Origin of the sequence: Brevundimonas sp. AJA228-03 (assembly GCF_017795885.1) — a bacterium.
In the GTDB taxonomy this organism is placed as follows: domain Bacteria; phylum Pseudomonadota; class Alphaproteobacteria; order Caulobacterales; family Caulobacteraceae; genus Brevundimonas.
In genome coordinates this window covers 209,425-232,788 of the sequence record NZ_CP059297.1, presented here as the reverse complement: position 1 = coordinate 232,788, position 23,364 = coordinate 209,425, and the positions used below count along the sequence as shown (strand labels likewise).

27 protein-coding genes and 1 tRNA gene are annotated in these 23,364 nt (G+C 68.8%); 10 read left to right on the top strand and 18 right to left on the bottom strand.

What is annotated here, in order from left to right; all coding sequences use genetic code 11:
• Nucleotides 1–46: 46 nt before the first annotated feature.
• The 7 genes from lnt to tsaB form a co-directional block, all read right to left on the bottom strand.
• Entirely contained in the window at nt 47–1,546 is a 1,500-nt protein-coding gene (gene lnt, locus HZ989_RS01245) for an apolipoprotein N-acyltransferase (protein WP_371812992.1), read from the bottom strand.
• A gap of 73 nt (nt 1,547–1,619) precedes the next feature.
• Nucleotides 1,620–2,078 (bottom strand): rRNA maturation RNase YbeY, encoded by a 459-nt coding sequence (gene ybeY, locus HZ989_RS01240; RefSeq protein WP_209321841.1) that lies wholly within the window; start codon nt 2,076–2,078, stop codon nt 1,620–1,622.
• The gene (locus tag HZ989_RS01235; protein ID WP_209321840.1) at nt 2,075–3,058 is read right to left on the bottom strand and encodes a PhoH family protein; all 984 of its coding nucleotides are present in this window, start codon (nt 3,056–3,058) and stop codon (nt 2,075–2,077) included. Before HZ989_RS01235 ends, ybeY begins: the two co-directional genes overlap by 4 nt.
• Entirely contained in the window at nt 3,048–4,436 is a 1,389-nt protein-coding gene (miaB, locus tag HZ989_RS01230) for a tRNA (N6-isopentenyl adenosine(37)-C2)-methylthiotransferase MiaB (protein WP_209321839.1), read from the bottom strand. The genes HZ989_RS01235 and miaB overlap by 11 nt, the downstream gene beginning before the upstream one ends.
• Before the next feature lie 57 nt (nt 4,437–4,493).
• Nucleotides 4,494–4,973, bottom strand: coding sequence for a Fur family transcriptional regulator (locus HZ989_RS01225; RefSeq protein WP_209323008.1), 480 nt, complete (start codon nt 4,971–4,973; stop codon nt 4,494–4,496).
• Nucleotides 4,974–4,996: 23 nt separating this feature from the next.
• Complete coding sequence (locus HZ989_RS01220) at nt 4,997–5,437, bottom strand: GNAT family N-acetyltransferase (RefSeq protein WP_209321838.1); 441 nt, start codon at nt 5,435–5,437, stop codon at nt 4,997–4,999.
• Nucleotides 5,434–6,099 (bottom strand): tRNA (adenosine(37)-N6)-threonylcarbamoyltransferase complex dimerization subunit type 1 TsaB, encoded by a 666-nt coding sequence (gene tsaB, locus HZ989_RS01215; RefSeq protein ID WP_209321837.1) that lies wholly within the window; start codon nt 6,097–6,099, stop codon nt 5,434–5,436. The genes HZ989_RS01220 and tsaB overlap by 4 nt, the downstream gene beginning before the upstream one ends.
• A gap of 187 nt (nt 6,100–6,286) precedes the next feature.
• Between tsaB and HZ989_RS01210 the strand changes: the two genes are divergently transcribed.
• Nucleotides 6,287–6,673, top strand: coding sequence for a Tat pathway signal protein (locus tag HZ989_RS01210; RefSeq protein ID WP_209321836.1), 387 nt, complete (start codon nt 6,287–6,289; stop codon nt 6,671–6,673).
• Nucleotides 6,674–6,676: 3 nt separating this feature from the next.
• Here HZ989_RS01210 and HZ989_RS01205 read toward each other — a convergent pair whose 3' ends face one another.
• Nucleotides 6,677–7,651 (bottom strand): ABC transporter ATP-binding protein, encoded by a 975-nt coding sequence (locus tag HZ989_RS01205; RefSeq protein WP_209321835.1) that lies wholly within the window; start codon nt 7,649–7,651, stop codon nt 6,677–6,679.
• Between the two features lie 75 nt (nt 7,652–7,726).
• On the opposite strand from HZ989_RS01205, the gene HZ989_RS01200 reads away from it, so the two are divergent.
• Nucleotides 7,727–7,963: a zinc-finger domain-containing protein gene (locus tag HZ989_RS01200; protein WP_209321834.1), complete on the top strand. Its 237-nt coding sequence runs from the start codon at nt 7,727–7,729 to the stop codon at nt 7,961–7,963.
• Between the two features lie 96 nt (nt 7,964–8,059).
• Nucleotides 8,060–9,022, top strand: coding sequence for a hypothetical protein (locus HZ989_RS01195; protein ID WP_209321833.1), 963 nt, complete (start codon nt 8,060–8,062; stop codon nt 9,020–9,022).
• Nucleotides 9,023–9,047: 25 nt separating this feature from the next.
• Here the strand turns inward: HZ989_RS01195 and HZ989_RS01190 are convergent, their stop codons facing one another.
• Entirely contained in the window at nt 9,048–10,250 is a 1,203-nt protein-coding gene (locus HZ989_RS01190; RefSeq protein ID WP_209321832.1) for an NAD(P)/FAD-dependent oxidoreductase, read from the bottom strand.
• 330 nt (nt 10,251–10,580) lie between these two features.
• On the bottom strand, nt 10,581–11,876 hold the full coding sequence (locus tag HZ989_RS01185; RefSeq protein ID WP_209321831.1) for an MFS transporter: 1,296 nt from the start codon (nt 11,874–11,876) through the stop codon (nt 10,581–10,583).
• Nucleotides 11,877–11,995: 119 nt separating this feature from the next.
• Between HZ989_RS01185 and HZ989_RS01180 the strand changes: the two genes are divergently transcribed.
• Nucleotides 11,996–12,400 (top strand): SRPBCC family protein, encoded by a 405-nt coding sequence (locus HZ989_RS01180; RefSeq protein ID WP_209321830.1) that lies wholly within the window; start codon nt 11,996–11,998, stop codon nt 12,398–12,400.
• A gap of 5 nt (nt 12,401–12,405) precedes the next feature.
• Here the strand turns inward: HZ989_RS01180 and HZ989_RS01175 are convergent, their stop codons facing one another.
• Nucleotides 12,406–12,759, bottom strand: a complete 354-nt coding sequence (locus HZ989_RS01175; RefSeq protein WP_209321829.1) for a hypothetical protein — start codon at nt 12,757–12,759, stop codon at nt 12,406–12,408.
• A 96-nt stretch (nt 12,760–12,855) separates the two neighbouring features.
• Between HZ989_RS01175 and HZ989_RS01170 the strand changes: the two genes are divergently transcribed.
• Nucleotides 12,856–14,169 (top strand): amidohydrolase, encoded by a 1,314-nt coding sequence (locus tag HZ989_RS01170; RefSeq protein WP_209321828.1) that lies wholly within the window; start codon nt 12,856–12,858, stop codon nt 14,167–14,169.
• Nucleotides 14,170–14,180: 11 nt separating this feature from the next.
• On the opposite strand, the gene dapE is transcribed toward HZ989_RS01170, so the two are convergent.
• Nucleotides 14,181–15,383 (bottom strand): succinyl-diaminopimelate desuccinylase, encoded by a 1,203-nt coding sequence (gene dapE, locus HZ989_RS01165; protein ID WP_209321827.1) that lies wholly within the window; start codon nt 15,381–15,383, stop codon nt 14,181–14,183.
• Between the two features lie 41 nt (nt 15,384–15,424).
• Between dapE and HZ989_RS01160 the strand changes: the two genes are divergently transcribed.
• Together HZ989_RS01160 and HZ989_RS01155 are read left to right on the top strand one after the other, a co-directional pair.
• Entirely contained in the window at nt 15,425–15,907 is a 483-nt protein-coding gene (locus HZ989_RS01160; protein ID WP_209321826.1) for a cupin domain-containing protein, read from the top strand.
• Complete coding sequence (locus tag HZ989_RS01155) at nt 15,904–17,154, top strand: MFS transporter (RefSeq protein ID WP_209321825.1); 1,251 nt, start codon at nt 15,904–15,906, stop codon at nt 17,152–17,154. Before HZ989_RS01160 ends, HZ989_RS01155 begins: the two co-directional genes overlap by 4 nt.
• Before the next feature lie 128 nt (nt 17,155–17,282).
• Here the strand turns inward: HZ989_RS01155 and HZ989_RS01150 are convergent, their stop codons facing one another.
• Entirely contained in the window at nt 17,283–18,305 is a 1,023-nt protein-coding gene (locus HZ989_RS01150) for a 2'-deoxycytidine 5'-triphosphate deaminase (protein ID WP_209321824.1), read from the bottom strand.
• A gap of 124 nt (nt 18,306–18,429) precedes the next feature.
• On the opposite strand from HZ989_RS01150, the gene apaG reads away from it, so the two are divergent.
• Nucleotides 18,430–18,834 (top strand): Co2+/Mg2+ efflux protein ApaG, encoded by a 405-nt coding sequence (apaG, locus tag HZ989_RS01145; RefSeq protein ID WP_209321823.1) that lies wholly within the window; start codon nt 18,430–18,432, stop codon nt 18,832–18,834.
• Between the two features lie 248 nt (nt 18,835–19,082).
• On the opposite strand, the gene HZ989_RS01140 is transcribed toward apaG, so the two are convergent.
• Together HZ989_RS01140 and HZ989_RS01135 are read right to left on the bottom strand one after the other, a co-directional pair.
• A complete protein-coding gene (locus tag HZ989_RS01140) occupies nt 19,083–19,616 on the bottom strand; it encodes a GcrA family cell cycle regulator (RefSeq protein ID WP_209321822.1) in 534 nt (177 codons plus the stop codon).
• Between the two features lie 256 nt (nt 19,617–19,872).
• Entirely contained in the window at nt 19,873–21,099 is a 1,227-nt protein-coding gene (locus HZ989_RS01135; protein ID WP_209323007.1) for a PQQ-dependent sugar dehydrogenase, read from the bottom strand.
• A 201-nt stretch (nt 21,100–21,300) separates the two neighbouring features.
• Between HZ989_RS01135 and HZ989_RS01130 the strand changes: the two genes are divergently transcribed.
• Nucleotides 21,301–21,377: transfer RNA gene (locus tag HZ989_RS01130), tRNA-Met, on the top strand.
• A 43-nt stretch (nt 21,378–21,420) separates the two neighbouring features.
• On the opposite strand, the gene HZ989_RS01125 is transcribed toward HZ989_RS01130, so the two are convergent.
• Together HZ989_RS01125 and HZ989_RS01120 are read right to left on the bottom strand one after the other, a co-directional pair.
• Entirely contained in the window at nt 21,421–21,813 is a 393-nt protein-coding gene (locus HZ989_RS01125) for a MarR family transcriptional regulator (RefSeq protein ID WP_209321821.1), read from the bottom strand.
• Complete coding sequence (locus HZ989_RS01120) at nt 21,800–22,147, bottom strand: hypothetical protein (protein WP_209321820.1); 348 nt, start codon at nt 22,145–22,147, stop codon at nt 21,800–21,802. Before HZ989_RS01120 ends, HZ989_RS01125 begins: the two co-directional genes overlap by 14 nt.
• Nucleotides 22,148–22,394: 247 nt before the next feature.
• On the opposite strand from HZ989_RS01120, the gene HZ989_RS01115 reads away from it, so the two are divergent.
• Nucleotides 22,395–22,706, top strand: a complete 312-nt coding sequence (locus tag HZ989_RS01115; RefSeq protein WP_209321819.1) for a hypothetical protein — start codon at nt 22,395–22,397, stop codon at nt 22,704–22,706.
• 14 nt (nt 22,707–22,720) lie between these two features.
• Here HZ989_RS01115 and HZ989_RS01110 read toward each other — a convergent pair whose 3' ends face one another.
• Nucleotides 22,721–23,341, bottom strand: coding sequence for a TlpA disulfide reductase family protein (locus HZ989_RS01110; RefSeq protein WP_209321818.1), 621 nt, complete (start codon nt 23,339–23,341; stop codon nt 22,721–22,723).
• Nucleotides 23,342–23,364: the final 23 nt, after the last annotated feature.

The window sequence follows — 23,364 nt, the reverse complement described above, 5'->3', positions numbered from 1 at the left end:
CGGCCTGTGCGTCTCCTGCGACCCCGGCTTTCGTCGTCGTCCCCGCTCATGGCACCGGCCGACGCAGAAGCGGGACCGCCAGCGGCACCAGTCCGCCGACCACCATCAGCCAGAACAGCAGGTCTCCGACGCGGCCATAGGGCGTCTCTCCCGTGGCCAGCGGCAGAACGGCGTCGATCACCCCGCTTTCGCCGGGGTCAAGTCTTTGACCCTCGACCACCCGCCCCCAGGGATCGATCATGGCCGACACGCCGGTCGGGGTGGCGCGCACGACCGGCAGGCCCGTCTCGATGGCGCGATAGCTGGCCAGGTTCAGGTGCTGGATCGGGCCGGACGTGGCCCCGAACCAGGCATCGTTCGAGACGTTGGCGATCCACTGCGGGCGTCCACGCCCGCCGGGCGTAAAGCCGGGATACAGGCTCTCGTAGCAGATCAGGGGCTGGACCCTGTCGCCGTTCGGCAGGGTGATCGGGGCTGGCCGGGGGCCGGGGCTGAAGTCCGCAGGCATATGGACCAGGCTGCGGATACCCAGCGTGCCCATCAGATCGCCCAGGGGCAGGAATTCGCCGAACGGCACCAGTCTGTATTTGTCATAGACCGCCGCGACCCGCAGACCGTCCGCCCCGACATCCTCCAGCGCGAACAGGCTGTTGTAGTAGCGGGCACGGCCGGCCGGTCCCGCCTCGCCGCGCGCGAACCCCGCCATCAGCGTCTGTCCGGGCTGCAGGGCCCGGGCAATCGCGGCCCCGTCCGGGGACCCGGGGCCAAAGACGTCGTTGAAACTGGCGGGCAGGGCACCCTCCGGCCAGACGACGATGTCGGGCTGACGCGCGGCCGCCCGCCCGGTCAGGTTGACGTAGCGATCCACGATCGAGCGATAGGCTTCGGGCGTCCATTTGGACTCCTGCTGGACGTCGGCCTGGACGATGCGGACCTGGGTCGTGCCCGGCTGGACCACCGCGCCCTGAAGTCGCCCGGCTCCAAAAACGATCATGGCCAGTAGCACCACCGCACCTCCGGCCGCACCGCCCAGCCGCGACTTGGGTCGTCCGTTGCCGACCGCCAGACCGAACGCCGACACCGCCGCCACCGTCACGACGCCCAGTCCATAGACCCCGACGACCGAGGCGAACTGCGATCCGGCCGACCCCGCTGCCCAGCTGGCCCCCGCCGGGTTCCACGGAAAGCCCGTCAGCACATGGCCGCGCAGCCATTCGAACAGGCCGAACAGGGCCGCGAACACCAGCACCCGCCCCACACCCGATGGCGCGAATCGACGGTAAAGCGCCGTCGCCCCGCCCCAGAACAGTCCGATGCCGGCCGGCAGCAGGCTGGCGGCGAAGGGGGCCATCCAGGCCTGGGCCGGATCGACCAGGAAGGCCTCGGCCACCCACCAGCAACCGACCCCGAAATAGCCGAATCCCGCCAGCCAGCCGACCCAGAAGGCCCCGCGCGTGGACGTCGACCGTTCGGCCAGCAGCATCAACAGCGGATAGCCCAGCAGTCCCGGCAGCACCCCGAACGGCGGATGCGCCAGGGCCGCCATCACGCCGGCCAGCAGGGCCAGTCCGACACGGACGAACCGTCCGCCCGGGGTCAGGCTCGGCAGGGCTTTCGGATCAGGCGTCATGCGGCAGCGTGTATGGGTCCGCGACCCCCAGCCTGGCAAGGATCGCCCGTTCCTCGGCCTCCATCGCCTCCGCCTCGGCCTCGTCCTCATGGTCGCGACCCAGCAGGTGCAGCAGTCCATGCACCACCAGATGGGTGAGATGGTCGGCCAGGCGCTTGCCCTGCGCCGCGGCCTCGGCGGTACAGACGCCATAGGCGAGGACGATGTCGCCCAGCGGCACCGTGTCCTGTCCCGGCATGGCCGCGGCGGGGAACGACAGCACATTGGTCGGGCGGTCCTTGTCCCGGAACCGCGCGTTCAAAGCCTGAACGGTCGCGTTGTCGCTCAACAGCACCACCACATCGCCGGTCTCGCCGTCCAGCGCAGCGGCCGCAGCCCGCTCCACCACCGCCGCGACATTGTCGATCGCGTCGGTCCAGGCGCCGGTCTCGACCTCGACCTCGATCAACGGCCGGTGTCTTCCGGATCGGGTCCGGGGCGGACCAGGGCGGCATCGGCGTCATAGGCGCGCACGATCCGTTCGACCATGGCGTGGCGCACCACGTCCTGGGCCTCGAACTCCAGCACCCCCACGCCCTTGACGTCGCGCAGGATCCGAAGCGCGTGGGCCAGGCCCGAGTCGCGGGGGTTCAGCAGGTCGATCTGCGACGGATCCCCGGTGACGACCATGCGCGCGCCCTCGCCCAGCCGGGTCAGGACCATCTTCATCTGCAGCCGCGACGTGTTCTGCGCCTCGTCGACGATGACGAAGGCGTGGCTCAGGGTCCGGCCGCGCATGAAGGCGATGGGCGCGGCCTCGATCTCGCCCTTGTCGCGCCGCCGCTGGACATCCTCGGGGCCGAGAATGTCGTTCAACGCCTCCCAGATCGGGGCCAGATAGGGATCGACCTTCTCGTTCAGGTCGCCGGGCAGGAAACCCAGTTTCTCGCCGGCCTCGACCGCCGGGCGGGTGATGACCAGCCGGTCCACCTGTCCCCGTCGCAACAGGGACGCGCCGTAGGCGGCCGCCAGAAACGTCTTGCCGGTCCCTGCCGGCCCGACGCCGAAGCTGAGCTCGTGATGGGCCAAGATGTCGAGATAGCGCGCCTGGGCATCGGTCTTGGGCACGATGGCCCCGCGCTTGCCGACGGGCAGGGCCATGGGGTCGTTGCTGAAGCCCTTGCCGACGCCGCGTGCCTGTCCGATCCCGGCCCGGACATCGGCCTCGTTGACCTCGGCCCCCTTTTCGGCGCGCGTGATCAGGCCCGCGATAACCGCCCTGGCATTGGCCCGGTCCCGCGCCCCGCCGTTGATCGACACACCGCCGCCGGGGGCCTCGATCAGCACCTTGAACGCGTCCTCGATCAGGGCGACGTGGCGGCTGTTGGGTCCGATGACCGCGCGGAGCGACGCATCGTCCAGGGCCAGGAACTCGCTCTCACGCGCCAAGAAGGATGCCTTTCAGACTGTTCTGCTGACCGTGCTCGATCCGGACCGGAACGATCTGGCCGATCAGATGATCCGCGTCCTCGACATGGACCGACTGCAGATAGGGGGATCGACCGATCGCCTGGTGCCCGTGGCGGCCCTTCTTCTCGAACAGCACGTTCAGGGTCTGGCCGGCCTGGGCGGCGTTGAAGGCCGTCTGCTGTTCCAGCAGCAGGGCCTGAAGCGCATGCAGCCGGGCCAGCGCCACCTCGTGCGGCACCTGGGTCCCCATGGTCGCGGCGGGCGTGCCCGGCCGGGGCGAATACAGGAAGCTGAACGCCGAAGCGTAGCCGACCTCGCGGACCAGCCCCAGGGTGTCCTCGAAATCCCGGTCGGTCTCGCCCGGGAAGCCGACGATGAAGTCACCGGAGATCGCGATGTCGGGTCGCGCCTCGCGGATGCGCCCGATCAGGTCGATGTAGGTCGCGCGCCCGTGCTTGCGGTTCATCGCTCTCAGGATGCGGTCCGACCCCGACTGCACCGGCAGGTGCAGATAGGGCATCAGCGTATCCAGCTCCCGGTGCGCCGCGATCAGGTCGTCGGACATGTCGTTGGGGTGGCTGGTCGTATAGCGAATCCGGTCGATGCCGGGGATGTCCGCCAGGGCGCGGGCCAGCCTGGCCAGGCTCCAGATGCCGTCATCGCCCTGGCCGTCATAGGCATTCACGTTCTGACCCAGCAGGGTGACTTCACGGACGCCCTGCAAGGCCAGGCCCCGCGCCTCGGCCAGCACATCGGCGACCGGCCGCGACCATTCGGCCCCGCGCGTATAGGGCACGACGCAGAAGCTGCAGAACTTGTCGCATCCCTCCTGCACCGTCAGGAAGGCGGTCGGCCCGTCCACGCCGCGGACCGCCGGCATGGCATCGAACTTCTCGTTCGGTGCGAAATCCGCCCCGATCCGCTCGCCCCGCGCCCGGGCCGTCCGGGTCAGCAGTTCCGGCAGCTGGTGGTAGGCCTGGGGTCCGACGACGATGTCCACCGCCGGCTGGCGACGCATGATCTCCTCGCCCTCGGCCTGGGCGACGCAACCGGCCACCGCGATCGTCATGGTCCCGCCGCCCGACGCGGCCTTGTCCAGCTTCATCAGCCGCAGCTTGCCCAGTTCGGAATAGACCTTCTCGGCCGCCTTCTCACGGATGTGGCAGGTGTTCAGGATGACGAAGTCGGCGCCCTCGGGTGTATCCGTCGGCACATAGCCCAGCGGGCGCAGCACATCGGTCATGCGCTCGCTGTCATAGACGTTCATCTGGCAGCCATAGGTCTTGATGAACAGCCGTTTGGGCGCCGGATCGGGCGCAGCTGTCCCGACCAGGGGCGGAGCGAGGGTCTCGGTCATGGCGGGCTTATGATCGCCGATCCCGGCGACCGCAAGGCGAGCCACCCGGGCCGGAGATCAGGACAGGCTCCCGGGGTTCACCCGGGCGGCATTGCGGGTGAAGATCAGCCCCTCGCGCTTGGACGGCTCGGCCCCTTCGACGGCCTTGCCGTAGAGCTCCAGCTTGTGCCCGACCAGTTCGAAGCCCAGCCGTTCGGCGATCTCGGTCTTCAGCCGCTCGATCTCGGCGTCGAAGAACTCGATGACCTCCCCGGTGCGCGTGTCGATCAGGTGATCGTGATGGTCGTCGCCGGCCTCTTCGTAGCGCGACCGGCCGTCGCCGAAGTCGTGCTTCTCGACCACCCCGGCCTCCTCGAACAGGCGCACTGTGCGATAGACGGTGGCGATCGAGATGTGTGGATCGATGGCGGAGGCGCGGCGGTACAGCTCCTCGACGTCCGGATGGTCCTCGGCATTGCCCAGGACGCGGGCGATCACGCGCCGCTGTTCGGTCATGCGCATGCCGCGCTCGGCGCAGAGTTTCTCGATCCGGTCCATGGTCTTGCAGAATAGGGCCGCGATCACGCGGTGGGAAGGCTCGCTGGCAAGATGAGAACCAGTAGCAGCGCATCCACCGCCGGGCCGTCCGGGCGGGCATAGTAGCGGGGTCGCCGCCCGGCCGGCTCGAACCCCAGCCGGCCATACAGCGCCCGCGCCGCCGCATTGTCCTCGGCCACCTCCAGAAACAGCCGCGTCGCCCCCATCCCCACCGCTCGCCGGGACACGGCCTCGACCAGTCGGGAGCCAAGGCCGGTGCGACGCGCCGGGGGTCGGACCGCCAGCGTCAGGATCTCCGCCTCGTCGGCCGCCAGCCGAATCAGGACGAATCCGTCGGCCCGGGCCTCCAGAAGCACACCCGGCTGCGAAAGCAGATCAGCGAAGGCTGAGGCCGACCAGGGCGCGTCGAACGCTTCGGCATGAAGCGCGGCCAGGGCCCCGGCCAGGTCGGTCGGATCGGTCATGCGCCGGGAAGGGGGGCCACGGGTCGCGCCTGTCCGGGCAGGCGGGTGGGGGGTGTGGCGTCGGGCGCGCGCAGATACAGGGGCCGGGGCGGGTGGTCGCCGGGCGTCAGGGTTGCGGTCAACTCGGCCAGGGCCACAGCCGACAGGGCCGTCAGCGTCGCGGCGTCCGGGTCGATCAGGGCCGCGCCGGACCCGGTCAGCCGCCACGGCCCACCCCGGTCCAGCAGCTTGATCGCCGCCTCGAGATCGAGCGCCTGCGGGTCGGACGCCGCACGGCCGTCGACGAAGGTCTGCAGATAGACCTGGCCGCGCCGCGCATCGATGACGGCGGCGGTCGCCCCGTGCCCCTGATCGGCGCTCCGGGCCAGGGCCGCCAGCGTCGAGACCCCGACGACGGGCCGATCCAGCGCCGCGCCCAGACCCTGGGCGAAGGCCAGGCCGACCCGCAGGCCCGTGAACGATCCCGGCCCGACGGTGACCCCGATCCGGTCGATCGCCTCGAACCCGCCGCCCGCCTCGGCCACCGCATCGCGCACGAAGCCGCCCAGCCGCTCGGAATGGCCGCGCGCCATGACCTCGGTCCGGATGCCCAGCCTCACGCCGTTCTCGAACACCCCGGCGGTACAGGCCTCCAGCGCCGTATCGATGACCAGCACCCTCATGCCCGGGGCTCCGGCACGAGGGGCGCAGGGCGAACGCCCGGACGGTCCGGACGGGCGACGGGAACGGGATTTCGAAAAGACGGGGCCACGCCCGACCATGCCCCAGCCGCGTCGCCCGGGCGAGCCGTTTCGAACCGCCCACCCGGCGTAACCCGTCCTTAAGCGCCACTGTGGCACACCGGGGGTCATGAACCGTCGCGCCCTGCTCGCCGCCCCCCTGGCCCTCGCGGCCACGCCCGCCCTCGCCTCCGAGGGCGGCAAAGCGCCGGCCAGCACCTATCTGCGCTACCCCACGATCACCGCCAACACCTTCCAGTCCGACGGCCGACGAGGCGTGATGACGGTCGAGACCGGCGTCGACGTCGCCGACCCCGCCCTGCTCCTGCGGGCCCAGCAGTCCGCACCCCGCGTCCGCGCCGTCTTCAACATCCTGGCCCAGCGCGAGGCCGCGACCCTGCTTCCCGGCCATCCCCCCAATGTCGACCGCCTGTCGCGCCAGTACCAATCGGCCATGAACATCATCCTCGGCCAGCGCGGCGCGACCCTGCTGCTCGGCACAGTGATGGTGCTCTGAGGCTCAGTCCTTCGTCGGGCTGACCGCGGTCGCATCGCCATAGGTCAGGGCCAGGAAGACATCCTCCAGGTCCGGATCCTCGGTGGTGATGTCCGAGATCGTGATTCCGGCCGCCCGCACGGCCGCCAGCACCTGTTCCACCGACGACTGGCCCTTGCGATAGGTGATGGCGAAGGCCCCGTTGGGCCGGGCCAGGACCTCGAACCCGGCCACGACCGGCAGGCCGTCCAGCGGGTGTTCCGGGGTCACCACGACATTGCGCGTATCCAGCCGCCGCAGCAGTTGGGGCGTCGGCTCGCAGGCCACGACCTGTCCCCGGTTCATGATGGCGATGGTGTCGCAGAGCTCCTGCGCCTCCTCCAGATAGTGGGTGGTCAAAAGGATGGTCACGCCCTCGGCATTGATGCGCCGGACATACTCCCACAGCTGGCGACGCAGCTCGACGTCCACCCCGGCGGTGGGCTCGTCCAGGATCAGGATGGGCGGATTGTGGACCAGGGCCTTGGCCACCATCAGCCGCCGCTTCATGCCGCCCGACAGGGCCCGCACATAGGCATTGGCCTTGTCCGACAGGCCCAGCGCCGCCAGCAGCTCGTCGGAACGCCGCTCCGATTTCGGCACGCCATAGAATCCCGCCTGCACCTCCAGCGCCTCGCGCGGGGTGAAGAAGACGTCGGCCACGATCTCCTGCGGCACCACGCCCAGCGCCGCCCGGGCATCGCGCGGCCGCGCGTCGATGTCCCGCCCCCAGATGGCGGCCGTCCCGCCGGTCTTGTTGACCACGCCCGCCAGGATGTTGATCAGCGTCGACTTGCCCGCGCCATTGGGCCCCAGCAGGCCGAACATCGACCCCCGGGGAATGACCAGATCGACGCCGCGCAGGGCCGTCTTGGGCGGCGACTTCCTGGACCCGGCATAGGTCTTTTCCAGCCCGTGCACCTCTATGGCATTGGCGGGCAGGGGCTCGGTCTGGGTCATAAGGGACTTTCGGCGGGAGGCGTGGCCGTCTAACTAGGCTCCGGGCCTCCCCTCGCCAAGACCACGGATCCGATCATGCCCCCGCGCCACCCCGAAACCCTCGTCGCCCCCCCCGAACAGATCGTGGTCTCGACCAAAAGGGTCGCCTGCGACGGCGGCGGGGTCCTCGGCCATCCCCTGGTCTATCTGGACATGGGCCAGGAAGATTTCGTCGAATGCGGCTATTGCGACCGCCGCTTCGTCCTGTCGCCCGACCACCATGCCGAAAGCGACTACCTCGACCCCGCCGCAAGGCCGCCCGAGGCGCATTGAGGTGGGGACTCGGCCGCAGAACCTGCGAAATGCTCGTTGACTAACGGCGTTCTTTAACGTCTCTTTCAACGTTAGGGGAGGTGGCAAATGCTAAACATGATCGTGCGCGTAGCCTTTGGGACAGTCTTGTCATTGGGTTTGGCTGCCGCTTCACCACAGGAGCTAATTACTTTCGATGGCTCTTGCGTTTACGACGGTGATGTTCTCGATACCGAAGGCGTCTACGGTTTTGAGTCTGATGCAGACGCCGAAGCTGCTACAAAGCGGATCATGGACCAGACAGGTCTAGTTCAAAATTTTACTATTCGGGCTGCAGACGTTCCCAATGCGGCGGCCGTTATAAACGGCGAGAGCCGAATGATTCTTTACAATCAGCAGTTTATGAGAGATGTAAGGCGGACGACCAATACTGATTGGGCCGCCGTCAGTATTATGGCCCACGAGGTCGGCCACCACCTGCAAGGCCATACAATTAGAGCCGGTGGAAGCCGCCCCGCCTCCGAGCTAGAGGCAGATCGATATTCGGGCTTTGTTCTTCACAAGATGGGCGCAACCCTAGAACAGGCTCAAGCCGCGATGAATGCCTTGGGTTCGGAGGCCGGGTCGCCCACACACCCACGCAAGTCCGCCCGCTTGGCCGCTATCACCAATGGATGGCAAGCGGCTGAAGATATTAGGCGCAATGGTACAACACCAGCCAGCCAGACGCCGACTAACGCCAGCACTCAGAGCCAGGTTCCGACGCCTCCAGTGTCTGGCGGCAGCGGGATGCCGGTACCCGGTACCGTCACAAGCCCTCCCCCAATCCAGTATGTATCCCGCGTGGTTTTTCCACAGGATCCCGTCGTTTACATGGTGACCAACGCTGGGGACATCGTCGCCCTCACGCCAACCGGTCCGGCTCTGGTCGGAAAGCGTGCCCCCCCGACAATGCCGGGCTTTGCATGGATGTATCAGACGGCTTTTGTTACATACGGTGTGACCTTCGCGGGTGAAGTCATAGGGCAATATCCCAACGGAGTTTTCTACCCGGTAGGTTTTGTGACCGCGCCTAGCTAACAGCGAGACCGCTGGAGTCTTTTGTCTAACACACCTGTCCCGCGACCCAGCCGGAACTCCAGGCCCACTGGAAATTATACCCGCCCAGCCAGCCGGTGATGTCGACGACCTCGCCGATGAAATACAGGCCCGGCACGGACTTCGCCGCCATGGTCTGCTGGTCCAGCTGGTCGGTGGCCACCCCGCCCAGGGTGACCTCGGCGGTGCGGTAGCCTTCGGATCCCACCGGCTTGACGGTCCAGGCGTTCACCGCCGCGTCCAGCCGCGCCAGCACCCTGTCGCCGACCTCGGCCAGCCTGCCGTCGGCGCCCTCGCGCGCCGTCAGCACCTCGGCCAGGCGGCGCGGCACGATGTGGCCCAGCGCCGTGTGCACCGCCTGTTTGCCGCCGTTTTCGGCCTTGGCCGCCTTCAGCCGCTCCAGCACGGGCACGCCCGGCGCCATCCGGACCGTGATCGCCTCCCCCTCGCGCCAGTAGGAGCTGATCTGCAGGATCGCCGGGCCCGACAGTCCGCGGTGGGTGAACAGGACCGCCTCCTCGAACCGGGTCTTCCCGGTCGAGACCACCGCGTCTACCGCCACCCCGGCCAGCGGCGTCGTCTGTTCCAGCAGGCCGGCCTCGAACGTCAGCGGCACCAGGGCCGGCCGCGTCCCGGTCACCCGCAGCCCGAACTGGCGCGCCAGGTCATAGCCCCAGCCCGTCGCCCCCATCTTCGGGATCGACTTGCCCCCCGTCGCCACCACCAGAGAGGCGCATTGCACCGCCGTGCCGTCCGACAGGGTCAGGGCAAAGCCGTCCCCCTCGCTGATCACCGCCTCGACGCCGGTGCCCAGCCGCAGGCTCACGGCCGCCTCGCGCATCGCATCGGTCAGCATGGCGACGATCTGCCGGGCCGAGTCGTCGCAGAACAGCTGACCCAGGGTCTTCTCATGCCAGGCGATCCCCGCCCGGTCGACGCGCTGGACGAAGTCCTGAACCGTGAACCGCCCCAGAGCCGAGGCCGCGAACCGGGGGTTCTCGCCCAGAAAGTTGGCGACCGTGGTCCCCGTATTGGTGAAGTTGCACCGCCCGCCGCCCGAGATGCGGATCTTCTCGCCCGGTGCCCTGGCGTGGTCGACGACCAGCACGGAGCGCCCGCGCCGGCCCGCCTCGGCCGCGCACAGCATCCCCGCCGCGCCCGCGCCGACGATGACGACATCGAAAGCCTGTGGCCTATCTGGAGGGGGCATGGATGATGAGCTGACGCGCCTGCCGAACCTCCGCGAGGCCGGCAATATGCATGTCTGGACGCGTGAAGTCGGGACGCATGGCGAGCGGTTCAGACATGATCAGAAAACATGTTCACGGCTGTCCGGGGGCGGTCAAGCTGTTGAGGCTCCACATCCAGCCGGTGTCTCAACACGGCTGTCGGCAGCGCTCCCGGGACAGGCGCAGATCGGGATGGGCACGCGCTCACAGGAGGCTCCGCAAGATACGCATCGGGACCGGGATATCACCCCGTCGTCAATAGCGCGGTTGTCATGGCTCAAGCGACCGGGACCGGCGGCGGTTCCCCATGGTCAGCTGTTGCCCTCGGGGCCGGGCTGGGAGGCGGGGGCCATCTCGGGGGCCGGCGTCTCGTCGTCGGTGCGCGCGGCCAGGGCCTTCAGGGCGGGGCTGATCCAGGCGACGGCGACGGCCCCGGCCAGCAGCAGCGCATTGCCGACGAACGGCGCGAACTCCCGCCATTCGTACAGGGCGACGCCCGCCACAGGCGGCACGAGGAAGCTGAGGCCCGCCAGCGACATCATCAGCCCTGCCACCGCGCCCTGCTCGTGGGGTCCCACGGCCAGCGACGATCCTGCGGTGAAGCCCGGACGCGCCAAGCCGACGCCCATGGAAACGACCGCATAGCCCACCACGACCCCGAAATAGCCCGGCGAGGCGATGCTCAGCAGATTGCCACCCAGGGCCAGGGCCGCGCCCCAGCGCATCAGCTCGGGCGGACGCAGCTTCAGCAGCGGGATCAGGCCCCACTGGACCATGAGGGTGGCCGTCGCGCCCGCGAACATGGCCAGGGCGATGAAGGGCTGGGCCGCGCGCGCGTCCAGGCCGGTCGCCGCCATCTCGTCGATGATGTGGAACCCCAGCACGGAGATATTGACCGCCTGCGCGCCCGTGACCAGCAGACCGAACAGCAGGAAGTCGCGCACCCGCGGATCGCGCCACAGGCCCTTGCCGACGTCGCTTCGCTGGCCGCTCGGCGACGGGATGCGGACCACCTCTCCGGAGGGCAGGAACCGCATGACGATCACCAGGACGATCAGGCCGAACAGGGCGAAGACGTACATCGGCCCGGCCAGTCCGACCAGCGGCAGGATGAACAGGGGTGACAGGACCGGTCCCAGCACCGTGCCCAGTCCCTGGGCCGAGGCCAGCAGGGACATCGCCTGGGTCCGTTCCGCCGGTCCGGTCCGGTCGGCGACATAGGCCTGGGACGCGATCGGCGCGGCCGATCCGAACACGCCGTAGACGGTGCGCGCCGTGGCCATAAGGGCAAAGGCGATGATCGGCCCCAGCCAACCCTCGATGCCGGAGGTGGCGGCCAGACCAAAGCCGGTCATCGACACCACGAACCCGCACATGCCGATGACGATGACCCGCTTGCGTCCCAGCCTATCCGACAGCCGCGCCCAGAATGGCGAGGCCAGGGTCCAGATCAGGGCCGAGATGGCGAAGGCCCCGGCGACCAGGGTGTCCGACAGATGAAACTGCCGCCCGATCGCGGGCAGGACCGACTGCAACCCCATGTTCCCTGCCGCAGCGATCAGGCTGACGATGAACAGGATCATGAAGGCGGGGGATCTGGGTGACATCGGATCGGCATAGCGCCGACCCGGCCCAAGGTCACGGCCCTGGCGATCCGGTCCGAAAGCCGCGAGACAGGGACGGTCCCGTGGTGCAGTGTCGGCCGGGCGGAACCTCGAGAGACGACATGGCCACCCTCCACATCGAACGAACCCTTCATGCCTCTGCGGACAAGGTCTGGGACGCCCTTCGGGACTTCGGTGCCCTGCATACGAAGACAGCGCCGGGCTTCATTCTGGATACGGTCGTGGAGGGCGATGTGCGGACCGTGACGTTCAACGGCGGTCTGGTCCTGCGCGAACGGCTGATTGCCATCGACGATGAGCACCGCCGGATCGTCTACAGCATCCTGGCCGACACCTTTGAACACCACAGCGCGTCCAACACCGTCGTGCCCGAGGGCGAGGACCGGTGCCGCTTCATCTGGGTCGTGGACTTCCTGCCGGACGGTCCCAAGGATCGCATCGCCGCCATGATGAACGCCGGGATCGACGCCATCAAGGCCTCGATGGAACGAGGCCCGGCCGCCTGACCGGGTCAGTCGTCGCCGACGACCGTCAGCGTCGGCTTCAGCCGTCGCCCGTCATCCAGACCCAGCCGCGCCTTGACCTCGAACAGGTCGGCCCCGGCCGGCACGATCAACAGGGCCTTGGGGTTGGCGGCATTGATGGCCACGACGGCATTCCGGGGACAGATATCGAAACAGCCGGTCTGGATCACGGCCAGTTCGGCCTTGCGGCCCTTGCCGTCGCCGGGTCGGAGATATTTCTTCAGCGCCTTTTTCAGGGTCTTGTCGCCGTCGGGGCCGAATCCGCCGTCCAGCTTCTTCTGGCACTTCTTGCAGACCAGGACGACGTCGCGCCATTTCGTCTTTGCGGTCTTGATGGCCATGGGCGCTACATCGGTCGCGGGGCGGGGGGATGCAAGGCGCTTGCGTCGTCGCGACCCCTGACCCCATCATCCGCCGGCCCTTTCCGGAGACCGCCGATGATCCGCCCCACCCTTCTGGCCGCCGCCCTGACACTGGCCGCCCCGCCCGTCCTTGCGCAGTCCGGTCCCGTCAGCGCCGCCGAGGTCGCCACGGCGGCCGAGGGGGTCAGGGCCGAGGTCGTCGCCTGGCGTCGCGACCTGCACCAGCATCCGGAACTGGGCCTGGCCGAGACGCGCACAGCCGCCTTCGTCGCCGAGCGCCTGCGCGCCATGGGGATCGAGGTGCGCGAAGGCGTGGGGCGGACCGGCGTGGTCGGGGTCCTGCGCGGCACCGGGTCGGGCCCGCAGCGCGTCGTCGCCCTGCGCGCCGACATGGACGCCCTGCCGGTGCTGGAGGCGACGGGCCTGCCGTTCGCCTCGACCGCGACCGGCACCTATCAGGGCGCGACCGTGCCGGTGGCCCATGCCTGCGGCCACGACGCCCACGTCGCCATGCTGCTGGGGGCCGCCGAGGTTCTGAGCGGGATGAAGGACCGGTTCAGCGGCACCGTCGTCTTCCTGTTCCAGCCGGCGGAAGAAGGCGTGCCGCCGGGCGAACCCCTGGGTGGGGCGCGGCTGATGATCGAGGCGGGTGCGCTGGCGGATCCGAAAGTCGAGGCGATCTTCGGCCTGCACGTCGTGCCGGGCGTGCCGGGGACGATCTTCTATCGGCCGCAGGGCTTCATGGCGGCCTCGGACCGGGTCGATATCGTCCTGCACGGCCGCCAGACGCACGGGGCCTGGCCGTGGCGTGGCGTCGACGTGATCGCGGTCACGGCGAATGTGATCCAGACCATCAACACCCTGACGGCCCGGACCATCGACCCGACCACCACCCCGACCGTCTTCACCATCGCCACGATCGACGCGGGCGTCCGCTACAACATCATCCCCGAGGAGGCGACGATGGCGGGCACGCTGCGCACCTTCAATATCGCCCAGAGGGACGCCCTGGTCGCCCGCGCCGAGGCAGCGGTCGATCACATCGCCGAAGCCTATGGCGCAACGGCCGATTTCTCGGTGCGCCAGAACGCGGCCCTGGTGTTCAACGACGAGGCCCTGTCGGCCTGGCTGGCCCCGGTGCTGACCGAGGCGGCGGGCGAGGGCAAGGTCAATCCGGCCTCGCCGCCCACGACGGTGGCCGAGGATTTCTCGTATTTCCAGGGCGAGGTGCCAGGGGTCTTCTATCACCTCGGGGCCACGCCGGATGGCGTCGACCCGGCCACCGCCGCGCCCAATCACTCGCCCCAGTTCGACGTCAACGAGGCCGTCCTGCCGGTCGGGGTCCGCGCCCATGTCCTCAGCGCGCTGCGGTTCCTTGAGCGGCCCTGAGGAATGAGGCGTCAGGCGCGCTCGAACACGGTCTCGATGACCCGGCGATAGGCGGCCGTCAGGGCCACCAGCTCGGCGACCGGCACCCGCTCGTCGATCTGGTGCATGGTCTGGCCGACCAGTCCCAGCTCCAGTACCGGGCACATCGCCCGGATGAAGCGCGCGTCGGACGTTCCGCCCGTCGTCGAGGCCTCGGGCCGGAGGCCGGTCGAGGCCTCGACCGCGTCCTGTACCGCCGTCACGAACGGGCCATGCGGCGTCAGGAAGGCCTCGCCCGAACACATATGCTCCAGGGTGATCTGAAGCCCTGTTTCGGCCTGGACCCGCCCCGCCTCCCGGTTCAGCCAGGCGATCAGGCCGTCGCCGGTCTGGGCGGGGTTGAAGCGGATGTTCAGCCGGGCCTTCGCTTCGGCCGGAATGACATTCGTCGCCGGATTGCCGATGTCGATGGTGGTGATCTCGAGGTTCGACGGCTGGAAGGCCTCGTAACCCTCATCGAGGACGTGCGCGTCCAGCGCCGCCAGAAGCCGGACCAGCACCGGGGCCGGATTGGCCGCGCGGGCGGGGTAGGCGACGTGGCCCTGCTTCCCGTGCACCGTGATCCAGCTGTTCAGCGAGCCGCGCCGTCCGATCTTGATCATGTCGCCCAGCTGCATCTGCGAGGACGGCTCGCCGACCACGCAGGCGTCGATGACCTCGCCCTCGGCCATCAGCGCCTCGACGACCTTCTTGGTCCCGTGAAGCGCCGGGCCTTCCTCGTCGCCCGTGATCAGGAAGGACAGGGACCCGGCCGGGTCGCCCCCCTCTTCAGCCCTGGCGGCCAGGATCTGGGACACCGCCGCGACCCAGGCGGCAATGCCCCCTTTCATGTCCACCGCGCCCCGGCCGTAGAGCAGGCCGTCCCTGACCTCGGCCTCGAACGGGCCGGACGACCAGGCCGTCGCCTCGCCCGTCGGGACGACGTCCGTGTGACCGGCGAAACAGAGGTTGGGCGAGGCCGTGCCCCGGCGGGCATACAGGTTCTCGATCCGGGCATCGGTCGCGGCCCCGGTCGAACCTTCGAACGCCATGCGCCGGCAGGTGAAGCCCAGATCGGTCAGCACCCGCTCCAGCGTGTCCATCGCGCCCGCATCGACCGGCGTCACCGACGGCCGCCGGATCAGACGCTGCGTCAGTTCGACAGGATCGATCACAGGAGTTGATGCGCCGCTCATGCGGTCATGCTTTAGGGGGACTTCGCCGCCACGAGAAGTGCATGCCCAGGATCGACATCGACGCAGCCCCCGAACGCAACGGGACCGCCTATCCGCCGCCTTTCGACGCGCCGTGCCGGGATCGCCGACGCCGACGGCTGGGCAATGCCGTCGGCCTGACCCAGTTCGGCGTCAACCGGCTGGTTCTGGCCCCGGGCTGCTGGTCGTCCCAGCGACATTGGCACACGGCCGAAGACGAGTTCGTCTGGGTCGTGTCGGGCGAGGTCGTGCTGATCGAGAACGAGGGCGAGGTCGTCCTGAAGGCGGGCGATTGCGCGGGCTTTCCAAAGGGCGTGGCCAACGGGCATCAGCTGGTCAATCGCTCCGCCGAACCCGCCGTGATCCTTGAGGTGGGCGGCCGGAACCCCGAACAGGATGCGGTCGACTATCCCGATATCGATCTGATGATCGCGGGAGACGGCGACACGGCCTATCGACACAAGGATGGAACGCCCTATGAAACTCCGTCCGGACGCGTGAAGTGACCGACGCACCCGGGGCCCACGACACCAATCCGTGGGCGATCAACGATTTCCGGCTGATCTGGCTGGGGCGGATCGCCGCCGTCCTGGCCATCCAGATCCAGTCCTCCGCCCTGCTGTGGCAGGTCTATGAGATCGCACGCCGGGACCATCCGATCGCCGAGGCCAGCCTGTATCTGGGCCTCGTCGGTCTGGCCCAGTTCATCCCGCTGCTGGCCCTGACCCTGCCGGCGGGCGAGATGGCGGACCGGCGCGACCGCAAGGGCACGGTGATCCTGGCCATCGTCGCCGAAGGGGTCTGCGCCCTGTCCTTCCTGGCCATGGCGATCCACGGCAGCCCACCGCTGTGGGGGCTGTTGCTGGTGGCGGTCGGGTTCGGGGCCTCGCGGGCGTTTCTGGCCCCGGCCAGCCAGGCCTTCCTGCCCATGGTCGTCGGCCGGGCCGCCCTGCCGCGCGCCATCGCGGCCCAGTCCATCGCCTTCCAGACCGGGGCCATCGCGGGTCCCGCTCTGGGTGGAGTCATCGTCGGCGTGTCGGTCCCCCTGGCCTATGGCACCGCCCTGGCCCTGTTTCTGCTTGGCCTCTGCTGTTTCCTGTTGATCCGCACCAGCGGCAGACCCGAGGTGATCGAGACCGGGGGCGGCCGCTGGCAGGCGGTGGTGGACGGACTGAAATATGTCTGGGACACCAGGATTGTGCTGGGTGCGATCTCGCTGGACCTGATCGTGGTCCTGTTCGCCGGCGTCGCCCTGCTGACCCCCATCTTCGCGCGCGACATCCTGCATGTCGGCCCCGAGGGGTTCGGCCTGCTGCGGGCCTCGTTCGGGGCCGGGGCCTTTCTGATGGCGCTGGTGCTGGCCCGCTATCCCCTTCCGGGCAAGGGCGGCCTGATGATGTTCGCCTCCGTGGCCGTGTTCGGCCTGTGTACCGTGGTGTTCGGCCTGTCGAAGATCGTCTGGCTCAGCGCGGCCGCCCTGTTCATCGGCGGCGCGGCCGACATGATCAGCGTCAACATCCGCCAGACCCTGATCCAGCTGTCGACGCCCGACCACATGCGCGGGCGGGTGTCGTCGGTGTCCATGCTGTTCATCGGCGCGTCAAACGAACTGGGCGAGGCCTATTCCGGTGTGATGGTGCGGTTCCTGGGGCCGATCGGTGCGGCCGTGTTCGGCGGGGTCGGGGCCCTGACCGCGACGGGAGTGTGGGCCAGGCTGTTCCCGGACCTTAGGAAGGCGGACAAGCTGGTGTGAAGGGGAGGCAGTAGGCAGTAGGCAGTAGGGATTAGGCAGTAGGGATTAGGGAATAGGGATTAGGGTCTGGTTGGCTGCGGCCCAGGCGATCCTTCCACCGCCTACTGCCTACTGCCTACTGCCCCCCTTCATCCCCACGCCCTGAAATGCTTCGACAGCTTCAGCCCCTGACGCTGATAGTGGCTGCCGCCCTCGCCATACAGCCGCGTCGGCCGCTCGGTCAGGGGTTCGTAGACCAGACGGGCGACGATCTGGCCGTGTTCGAGCAGGAAGGGCATGTCGTGGGTGCGGACCTCCAGCACGCCTTTCGAGCCTGCCCCGTGCGCCTCATCGGTGCCGAAGCCGGGGTCGAAGAAGCCGGCGTAGTGGACCCGGAACTCGCCCACGCTGGGGTCGATCGGCGTCATCTCGGCCGCCTGCGTGACCGGGATCTCGACGGCTTCGTTGGACGCCAGGATGTAGAACTCACCCGGATCGAGCAGCAGTTCGCCCCGGCGCAGGGTCAGGGGCTCCCAGAAGTCCTTCGGATCGTGGCCGTCGATCCGGTCCAGATCGACGACGCCCGCATGGCGACGGCCCCGGAAGCCGACGATGTCGCCGCCCTGCAGATCGACGCCGACGCTGCGGGTTTCCAGCTTCGGCGGCTCGCCGGTCTTGAGGCGGAGCTGGTTCAGCCGCGTGCCGGGGCGGACCAGGATGGAGAAGGTCTGGGGCGCGATCTCGAGATACAGCGGCCCCTCATAGCCCTCGTTCACATCGTCGAACGACCCGCCGCGATCGGTCAGCAGCCGCACGAAGACATCGACCCGGCCGGTCGAGGACTTCGGATTGGCGCGGGCGATCAGACCCCCGGGCAGGCTGAGCCTCTCCTGCAGAAGGACGATATAGACGCAGCCCTTTTCCAGCACATAGCCGCCCGACAGATCGATCGAATGCATCGACACGTCAGCGATCCGGTCGGCGACCAGCCGCTGTCCCGGCAGGAAGGAGGCCCGAACCCGCCAGGCGCGCCCGGACAGCCGCAGGTCCAGACTGGCGGGCTGGACCTGATCGGCGTCGAACGGGGTCGCCGAGGTGATCGCGCCCGTGGCGATCAGGGCCTCGATGGACTGGCAGGGCAGGATGCCGGGGACGGAAGATTCGAAGGTCATGCTGAACGCCATACACAGGGATGGTGCCGGACGCACCTCCGGCCGGGCCCGCTGACGCCTGCGGCGCGGTCGCTTGCCGCTTGAGCGTGCTTGAATCGAGCGGCGCGCCGGGCGACGATGCATCATGCACGACGCCCGACCCTATGAAGCCGAAACCGATGGCGTGATCGTTCGGGTCCGGCCCAGCTATCTGGCCGGCCAGTCCGATCCCGACGAGGGACGCTGGGTCTGGGCCTATCAGGTGGAGATCGAGAACCGGGGATCGCAGGCCGTCCAGTTGATGGCCCGGCGCTGGATCATCACCGATGCGACCGGCCATGTGGAAACCGTGCGCGGACCCGGCGTGGTGGGCGAACAGCCGCTGATCGGCCCGGGCGACAGCTATTCCTACGCCTCGGGTTGCCCCCTGCCGACGCCGTCGGGAACGATGGAGGGGGCCTATGTGATGACCGACGCGACGGGCCGCGAGTTCGAGGCCACCATCCCCGCCTTCAGCCTCGACGTGCCGGGCGGCCGGGTGCTGAACTGAAGCGGGCTGATCGTGTACGGGCTTGAGGGCTCAAGCAGCGAGGCTCCGCGAGCCGAGCGTTGGCCCCCTTCTTGAGAAAGAGGTGTGGGGCTGCGTCAACCCGGATAACCGCAGCCCCGTCCCCGCCTTCGCGGGGATGACGATCGACGGGTTGCGCCCACGCCGCGAACGACCGCGTCGCGCGCGACAGGCCCGCGACCCGCGCTCAAGCAGCGAGCGACCGCGTCGCGAACGGTAGCGCCCTTCGCCTAGATGTAACGCCGCAGGCTGCGGGCCAGCTCGTCCTTGCCGCCGCGCTTCATCTGCGGCTGATAGGCGACGCGGGCGTGTTCCTGGCAATAGACGCCCTCCGAGGCGCGACGGCCGCAGAAGCTGAACTCGGTCGAGGACGGATCGCCGATCGGCCATTTGCACATGTGCGCCCCCAGGGTCATCACCGTGGCGGTGCCGGGCATCTCGGCGACGGCAGGCAGGCTGGGCGCGGCCACGGCGGGCCGGGCGGCGGCGGGCTGGGCGGCCTCGGTCCGGCCCGCCTCAAGGCGTCGGGGCGCCGAGGGTTGTGCGGGCGGCGTGGTCCGGGTGCGGGCCGGGCGGAAGGTCGCGGTGCGGGCGGGCTGGGACGGCGTCGCGCGACCCGACAGGCCCAGGCGGTGCACCTTGCCGATCACGGCGTTGCGGGTGACGCCGCCGCCCAGCTGCTTGGCGATCTGGGAGGCCGACTGGCCTTCCAGCCACAGCTTCTTCAGTGCGCCGACGCGATCTTCGGTCCAGCCTGCGGTCATGACACCCTCCGGGTCGAGCGATTCAATATGTGGCGCCTGAAGCCCCCCTCGGGTCCCCTCAGCCACAACTAATCGTAAACGAGCCGTTAAGGGACGCAAGATGTGCGAATCACTCCGTCCACAGAAACCACATCTTGAATCGGCGTTCGACGAGAGGGTCGGTCAGAGTGCGGGTGTCGAAAAAAGTGACTCTGACGTCTTCCGATCGCCGGGGCGCGTCGGCTGGATAGTGACGTCAGTTCCGGTCGTGCCGGAATTAGCGGGCCGAGATCCGGATCAGCTGGCCGTTGTCCTCGTCGGTGATGGCCCAGACGGCACCGTCCGCCGCCACGGCCAGGTCGCGGATACGCTTGCCAAAGTCGGCGATCAGCCGCTCCTCGCCCACCACCCGGTCGCCGTCGAGCACCAGACGGGTGATCGCCTTGCCGCCCAGGCCCGCGATCAGCAGATTGCCGTCCCACCCGCGGAACATCGCCCCGGAATAGAAGGTCTGACCCCCCGGGGCTATGACGGGATCCCAGTAATAGACCGGCTGCTCCAGGCCCTCGCGCGCCGTGATGCCGTCGTTGATGGGGCCGCCCGCATATTCGATCCCATAGGCGATGATGGGCCAGCCATAGTTCCCGCCCGCCTCGGGCCGGTTCAGCTCATCGCCGCCACGGGTGCCGTGTTCGATGGTCCAGACGTGGCCGTTGCCGGGCTGGACGGCCACGCCCTGGACGTTGCGGTGACCCAGGGACCAGATCTCGGGCCGCGCCCCCGCCGTGTTCACGAAGGGATTGTCGGCCGGCACCGAGCCGTCGGCGTTGATGCGGATGACCTTGCCCATGTGCGAGCCGAGGTCCTGGGCCTGGGGCCGCATCGGCCTGTCCGACCGCTCGCCCAGGGTGACGAACAGGTGGCCGGCCGGATCGAAGGCCAGGGAGGATCCGAAATGCTTGTCGCCGTCATAGGTGGGCAGGGCCCGGAAGATGACGCGGACATCGCCCACCGAGGTGCCGTCATCGGACAGCCGCCCGCGCGCGACCGAGGTCGCATTGCCCCCCTCGCGCGGCTCTGCATAGCTCCAGAAGATGGTCCGGTCGGTCGCGAACGACGGCGACAGGACGACGTCCAGCAGGCCGCCCTGGCCGCGCGCATCGACGGCGGGCAGGCCGGAGATCGGCGCGCCGACCTCGCCCCCGGCGGTGATGATCCGCAGGCGGCCCGGCCGCTCGGTGACCAGCCAGCGGCCGTCCGGCAGCAGGGCCAGGCCCCAGGGATGGGACAGGCCGGAGGCCATCACCGTGGTCGTCAGGGCCTGTTCGGTGCGCACGCCCGGCGCGCGCGTCTGGCCCTCGAAAGCCGGGGTCTGGTTCGCACCGTTGGCGGGCCGTGTCTCCACCGGGGCACCGGCGGCCGGGGGCTGGGACTGGCCGCTGGCCTGACAGGCGGCGGCGAGCACGAGGATGGACGTCGAGACGGCGAGCAGCAGCGGGCGCATGGCGATCTCCGGGCCAGTCAGGATGGTCATCTTTGCCCCGAACGGCGCGCGAACTCCAGCGTTCCGACCACCTGCCCTGCCGCGTCTCGCTGTCGCGCGAGGTGCGCACGGAATGGCGACTTGAACCGTGCGGGCCTGAACGATATACGCACGCCTCTCGCGCGCGGCCCCGGCCGCCCGTGCTCTGCCCCACGGGCCAGAGGCTGGGTAGCTCAGATGGTTAGAGCGGTGGATTCATAACCCACAGGTCGGCGGTTCGATCCCGCCTCCAGCCACCAACCGTACGATACTGACGCTCGAGACGGGCTTCGCCGGCCGGGCCTATGCGCCGGACGGTGTTCGATCGATCCGGATCGGCCGGGCGCTTGCGATCAGAGTGTCTAGACGGGAGGACAGGGCCAGCCCGGACTCCGTCAGATACAGATGCCGGGACACCGCTTCGCGACTGTTTGCGGCCATGAACAGCCATCCGCGGGCGGGCGGCAGAACGCCGGGGTCCTCGGCCCCCAGGAGCGCTCGCGAGGCGCGTGACGCGGTCGCGGCGGTCGTCTGCATCAGGGCAGCGAGTTCCTTGACCCGGACGCCGGGATTTTCCGCCACATAGAGAAAGGCCAGAATCTCGGACACCGTGATGCCCGGAGCTTCCCGACGTATCAACACCAGGCTGGCCAGAAGCGTGTTGCGACGACGTCCGGCAGCCTCAGTCGTCAGCATATGGCATCACGACGATCGTCGGGGTGGCCGGGCGACGCGATACCCTGGGTTTTCGCCGCCGGACGTTCAGAATCGTGTGCGGGAAGCGGCGCCGGAGTGCCTGGAATTGCTGCTGAACGGCTGCGGTCTGGCGATCAGCTTCGGACTGATCCGCCGCATCGATGTCGATGGTTACGGTCGCCCGCAAACGGATCGGCGCGTCCGGACCGGGCTCGACCGGTCCGGCCCCGGCCCTGCGATGCTGCCGGGCACCGGCTGCCTGAACCGCGAGCATCGCCCATGCGATGCTGGACTGGACAAGCAGAAGCCACTCGGTACGAAACGGGTGCGTCATGAACCGTGCCTCCTCTGTCGTCGCCCATCCGATGGGCACCCGGTGCCCATGACAATAATGTCGCAAAATGGAGCGTGCGGTAAGTCCATGACCCAGGTCCGGCTTCCCGTGTGATAACCGGTCGCATATTCGCCATCATGGATGGAGGTCGGCGGTGCCGATCCGATGCGGTCCAGAGACGCTTTTTCGCAACCGATCGATCGGACCAGCGTTCACGGCGAAGGTTCATCCCTTTTCGAGGACACTCATGATCAAGCGCCCTGCCTCTCTTTCGATCGCCCTGGCCATCGCTTGTCTGGGAATGGTCGCCTGCTCGCCCGCCGAACAGGAACAGACCGAAGCCCGGGCCGACGCGGCCGGTGACAAGGCCGAGGTCACGGCCGGGAAGGCGGGATCGGCCCTGAAGGAAGAGGCGTCCCAGGTCGGGTCGGCCATCGCCGCCGGTGCCTCCGAAGCCGCTCAGGAGGTCGACGAGGCCACCGACTCCCTGGCCCGAAAGGCCGATGCGCAGAAGGCCGAGACCGCCTCGGACACCCAGGGCAACGCCACGCCGGACTAAGACGACGGCCGGCGTCAGCGCTCCGCCAGCACCGTGTCGATCAGGGCCCGCGCTTCCGGGCTCGACCAGTCCGCTTCGCCCGCGAAGGCCGCGCGGATGCGCCCCTGACGGTCCAGCAGGATCGTCTGGGGCATCTTGCCCTTGCCCGGAAACTCGAACGGCAGCTGGAATTTCGGGTCGCTGTAGAAGGGCAGGGGGTCGTGGACGTCGATGAAGCTCTTCGCATCGGCCAGGGCATCCGCCCCGACGTCGACATTGATCGGCAGGACGACCAGATCGCCGTCTGGATAGGCCGAGGCCAGGGTCGCCAGGGTCGGCATCTCGGTGCGGCACGGCGCGCACCACATGGCCCACAGATTGACCAGCACCACCTTGCCCCGGAAGTCGGCGAAACGGGTGTCGGTGTCGTCGCGGGTCTTGAACACATAGTCGGGGGCGACATCCAAGGCGGCGGGGGTCTCCAGCGCGGTCAACGGACCGGTCGCGAACCGGGACAGTTCGCTCTTTTCGGCCACGACAGGCGCGGACGCTTTGAACGGACCGGCCTTCATCGCATATAGGGTGCCGATCGTCCCGCCCGCGAGGACGCCCGCGATCGCACCCGCGATCAAAACGACCTTCAACGAGCCGCCCATGCCTCAGTCCCCTGCGCCGACGC

Excerpts from the sequence above, each read along its gene's own strand:
- HZ989_RS01175 (WP_209321829.1), bottom strand. The coding sequence starts at position 12,759 with ATGGCCATCAAGACCGCAAAGACGAAATGGCGCGACGTCGTCCTGGTC.
- HZ989_RS01125 (WP_209321821.1), bottom strand. The coding sequence starts at position 21,813 with ATGCTGACGACTGAGGCTGCCGGACGTCGTCGCAACACGCTTCTGGCC.
- HZ989_RS01120 (WP_209321820.1), bottom strand. The coding sequence starts at position 22,147 with ATGACGCACCCGTTTCGTACCGAGTGGCTTCTGCTTGTCCAGTCCAGC.
- tsaB (WP_209321837.1), bottom strand. The coding sequence starts at position 6,099 with ATGAGGGTGCTGGTCATCGATACGGCGCTGGAGGCCTGTACCGCCGGG.
- HZ989_RS01170 (WP_209321828.1), top strand. The coding sequence starts at position 12,856 with ATGATCCGCCCCACCCTTCTGGCCGCCGCCCTGACACTGGCCGCCCCG.
- HZ989_RS01135 (WP_209323007.1), bottom strand. The coding sequence starts at position 21,099 with ATGCGCCCGCTGCTGCTCGCCGTCTCGACGTCCATCCTCGTGCTCGCC.
- miaB (WP_209321839.1), bottom strand. The coding sequence starts at position 4,436 with ATGACCGAGACCCTCGCTCCGCCCCTGGTCGGGACAGCTGCGCCCGAT.
- HZ989_RS01210 (WP_209321836.1), top strand. The coding sequence starts at position 6,287 with ATGAACCGTCGCGCCCTGCTCGCCGCCCCCCTGGCCCTCGCGGCCACG.
- HZ989_RS01160 (WP_209321826.1), top strand. The coding sequence starts at position 15,425 with ATGCCCAGGATCGACATCGACGCAGCCCCCGAACGCAACGGGACCGCC.
- HZ989_RS01225 (WP_209323008.1), bottom strand. The coding sequence starts at position 4,973 with ATGGACCGGATCGAGAAACTCTGCGCCGAGCGCGGCATGCGCATGACC.
- lnt (WP_371812992.1), bottom strand. The coding sequence starts at position 1,546 with ATGGCGGCCCTGGCGCATCCGCCGTTCGGGGTGCTGCCGGGACTGCTG.
- HZ989_RS01110 (WP_209321818.1), bottom strand. The coding sequence starts at position 23,341 with ATGGGCGGCTCGTTGAAGGTCGTTTTGATCGCGGGTGCGATCGCGGGC.
- apaG (WP_209321823.1), top strand. The coding sequence starts at position 18,430 with ATGCACGACGCCCGACCCTATGAAGCCGAAACCGATGGCGTGATCGTT.
- HZ989_RS01150 (WP_209321824.1), bottom strand. The coding sequence starts at position 18,305 with ATGACCTTCGAATCTTCCGTCCCCGGCATCCTGCCCTGCCAGTCCATC.
- HZ989_RS01115 (WP_209321819.1), top strand. The coding sequence starts at position 22,395 with ATGATCAAGCGCCCTGCCTCTCTTTCGATCGCCCTGGCCATCGCTTGT.
- HZ989_RS01220 (WP_209321838.1), bottom strand. The coding sequence starts at position 5,437 with ATGACCGATCCGACCGACCTGGCCGGGGCCCTGGCCGCGCTTCATGCC.
- HZ989_RS01140 (WP_209321822.1), bottom strand. The coding sequence starts at position 19,616 with ATGACCGCAGGCTGGACCGAAGATCGCGTCGGCGCACTGAAGAAGCTG.
- HZ989_RS01200 (WP_209321834.1), top strand. The coding sequence starts at position 7,727 with ATGCCCCCGCGCCACCCCGAAACCCTCGTCGCCCCCCCCGAACAGATC.
- HZ989_RS01185 (WP_209321831.1), bottom strand. The coding sequence starts at position 11,876 with ATGTCACCCAGATCCCCCGCCTTCATGATCCTGTTCATCGTCAGCCTG.
- HZ989_RS01205 (WP_209321835.1), bottom strand. The coding sequence starts at position 7,651 with ATGACCCAGACCGAGCCCCTGCCCGCCAATGCCATAGAGGTGCACGGG.
- HZ989_RS01180 (WP_209321830.1), top strand. The coding sequence starts at position 11,996 with ATGGCCACCCTCCACATCGAACGAACCCTTCATGCCTCTGCGGACAAG.
- HZ989_RS01190 (WP_209321832.1), bottom strand. The coding sequence starts at position 10,250 with ATGCCCCCTCCAGATAGGCCACAGGCTTTCGATGTCGTCATCGTCGGC.
- dapE (WP_209321827.1), bottom strand. The coding sequence starts at position 15,383 with ATGAGCGGCGCATCAACTCCTGTGATCGATCCTGTCGAACTGACGCAG.
- HZ989_RS01195 (WP_209321833.1), top strand. The coding sequence starts at position 8,060 with ATGATCGTGCGCGTAGCCTTTGGGACAGTCTTGTCATTGGGTTTGGCT.